At 68.3% G+C, this 2,864-nt stretch carries 2 protein-coding genes; both read left to right on the forward strand.

The features are described from left to right. Positions 1 to 349 precede the first annotated feature (349 nt). Positions 350 to 1,300, forward strand: a complete 951-nt coding sequence (locus EFAMC1_RS01560; RefSeq protein WP_154052592.1) for an ABC transporter ATP-binding protein — start codon at positions 350 to 352, stop codon at positions 1,298 to 1,300. Further along, positions 1,290 to 2,864: FtsX-like permease family protein (locus EFAMC1_RS01565; protein ID WP_154052593.1), on the forward strand; the 1,575-nt coding region annotated here is incomplete at its 3' end. The genes EFAMC1_RS01560 and EFAMC1_RS01565, both read left to right, overlap by 11 nt.

The raw sequence follows: 2,864 nt of genomic DNA on the forward strand, positions 1-2,864 counted from the left end.
GCGCGCGGGCGCCGGCCCCGGGCCGCCCGCCGCTCTCCCCCGCGCCGCGGGGCGCCTTCCTCAAACGAACGTGCGCAAAACCGAGATTATTGGCGAGTCACACGCCCGAAAAGTCGATTTTACGCACGTTCGGCTGTAAGAGGGGTGAAGAGAGCCGGCGACGGCGGGCGAGGGTCGGCCAGCGGGCTTGGCGGGGGGGCTCGGCCAGCGGGCTTGGCGGCGGGCTCGGCCAGCGGGGCGGGCTACCTTGCAAGAATGAAACCTTACTGTAAGTCAATTCGATGGCTGTTCTCGGGGCTGCACGGGAGGATTGTTGGCGACATTCGGCGAACCCGGGAAAGGGGACGGCATGGAAAGGCACTTTGTGGAAGAGGGAACGGCGACGGCCGCGGTCGGCGACGCGAGCCAGACGGCTGGCGCAGGCGCGGGCACGGCCAGCGCCGCAGGTTGGTCGACCGTGACGGCCGCAGGAGCCACGGGTACCGCGAACCCGCAGGGTGGGCCCATCGTCCTCTCCGTCCACCACCTCGAGAAGGTCTACGGTGGCCGTGGCATCGGAGGCCGGCGCGGCAGGGGCTCGGCCGGCGCCGTGACGCGCGCGCTCGCCGACGTCTCGTTTGACGTGCGTGCCGGAGAGTTCGTCTCGATCATGGGCGCCTCGGGCTCGGGCAAGTCGACGCTGCTCAACTGCGTCTCCACCATCGACGCTCCCACGAGCGGCCAGGTGCTCGTGGAGGGCACCGACGCCACATGCCTGCGGGGGCGCGCTCTCACGCGCTTCCGCCGCGACCGCCTGGGCTTCATCTTCCAGAACTCAAACCTGCTCGACACGCTCACGGCCCGCGAGAACATCGCCCTGCCGCTCACGATCGCCCGCGTGCCGGCCGGCGAGGTCCTTGGCCGCGTGGAGGAGACGGCGGCACGCCTGGGCATCCGCGAGGTCATCGACAAGTATCCCTACCAGATGTCCGGCGGCCAGCAGCAGCGCGTGGCCGCGGCCCGCGCCCTCGTGACCGGCCCCGCCGTGGCGATGGCAGACGAGCCCACCGGTGCCCTGGACTCCAAGAACGCGCGCCTTCTGCTCGAGCAGCTCGAGCAGCTCAACCGCGACCGCGCGGCCACCATCCTCATGGTCACGCACGACGGCTTCGCGGCCAGCTACACGCACCGCGTCCTGTTCATCCGCGACGGCAAGATCTTCACGGAGCTGCGCCGCGGGGACGGCTCGAGGCGTGAGTTCTTCGACCGCATCATGGAGGTCGTGGCAATGATGGGCGGTGAGGGCTCCGATGCTCTGTAAGCTCGCCTGGGGCAACGTCCGCCGTGCCGGGCGCGACTACCTCGTCTACCTCATCACGCTGGCGCTGGGCGTCACCGTGTTCTACGCGTTCAACACCATCTCCGAGCAGGCCGCCTCGGCAGGCCTCAGCAAGGAGATTGGCGACATCATCGGCAGCATCACCTCGGGCCTCACGGTCTTCCTCGCGGCAGTGATGGGCTTTCTCATGGTGTATGCCAACAACTTCATCATGAAGCGCCGCAAGCAGCAGTTCGGCCTGTACCAGGTGCTGGGCATGGGACGCGGACAGGTGGCGCTTGTCATGACGCTGGAAACGGCCATCGTCTCGCTCGGGGCGCTCGCCATCGGCCTCGCCTGCGGCATCGGTCTCTCGCAGCTCATGACGTTCTTCACCGCCTCGCTCTTCCGCACGCAGATCGCCAGCTTCCACTTCTTCGTGAGCGCCGGCGCGGCCCTGTTCACGGTGGAATGCCTCATCGTCATCTTCCTCGTTACCCTCGTGTTCAACCTGCGCGTGGTGGCGAAGGCCAAGGTCATCGACCTCATGGGCGCCCGCCGCTCCAACGAGACCGTGGCCGTGCGCAACCCCTGGGTCTCGGCGGCGTTGTTCGTGGTGGGCTGCGTGCTCGTGGGGGTGGCGTACGAGCGGCTCCTCCGCGACGGCATACCCGTCACGATGGACTCCCAGGAGGAGATGAGCCGCTTCGGCATCACCACCGCCCTCGTGGTCATGGGCACCATCCTGCTGTTCTTTGGCCTCTCGGGTTTTCTGCTCAAGGCGCTGCAGGCGGCGCACAGCCTGTGGTGGCGCGGACTCAACATGTTTACCCTCCGCCAGCTTGCGGCCAGGGTGAACACCGTCTCGATGTCGATGGCCGTCATCTCGATGATCTTGTTCCTGGCGCTCACGAGCGTCACCACCGGCATGTCCATGGCCAACGTCATGAGCGAGGGCGTGGAGCGCGGCACGCCGGCAGACTACACCACTCAGGTGGCCTACCACTCCCCCACGGCCATCCGCGAGCTCCAGAAGTCCGAGCAGGACGCGGGGCTGGAGGCCGGCACCTCGACCGAGGGGCTCGCGAGCACCACCCGCCCGGTGGACGTGCTGGACGCCGCAACCCGCCAGGCCCAGCGCTCCGACGGCTCGCCCGTGAACCTTGCGGCCATCGCGGGCACGTCGGTGCAGGTCGACGTCTATGACGCCGCACCTGCGGCCGGCGAGCAGCCCCTCGTCTCGACTGCGGAGTTTGCCCGGGCGGCGGGCAAGACGCTGCCCCAGGCCATCAACACCGGCGACGACCGGGACAGCGCCATGGGAATCATGAGCGAGAGCACCTACAACCACTACCTCGCGTTTCGCGGCAAGGAAGGCGTGAGCCTCGGCGCAGACGGCTACCTCGTCACGAGCGACTCGGGTCCCTCGGTCGTCGGCATCTACAACGCGGCGCTCGCAGCCGGGCACGAAGTCACGCTCGGCGGCCGCACCCTGCGCCCGGCTCGCACGACCGTGGACGAGGACGCGAGCACCTTCGTCAACATGGCCATGAGCAACAACAAGGGC

It is taken from the genome of Olsenella uli (assembly GCF_901212675.1).
In the GTDB taxonomy this organism is placed as follows: Bacteria; Actinomycetota; Coriobacteriia; order Coriobacteriales; family Atopobiaceae; genus Parolsenella; species Parolsenella uli_B.

What these genes read in the sequence shown, in the direction of transcription:
- EFAMC1_RS01560 (WP_154052592.1), top strand. Translation starts at nt 350, where the DNA reads ATGGAAAGGCACTTTGTGGAAGAGGGAACGGCGACGGCCGCGGTCGGC.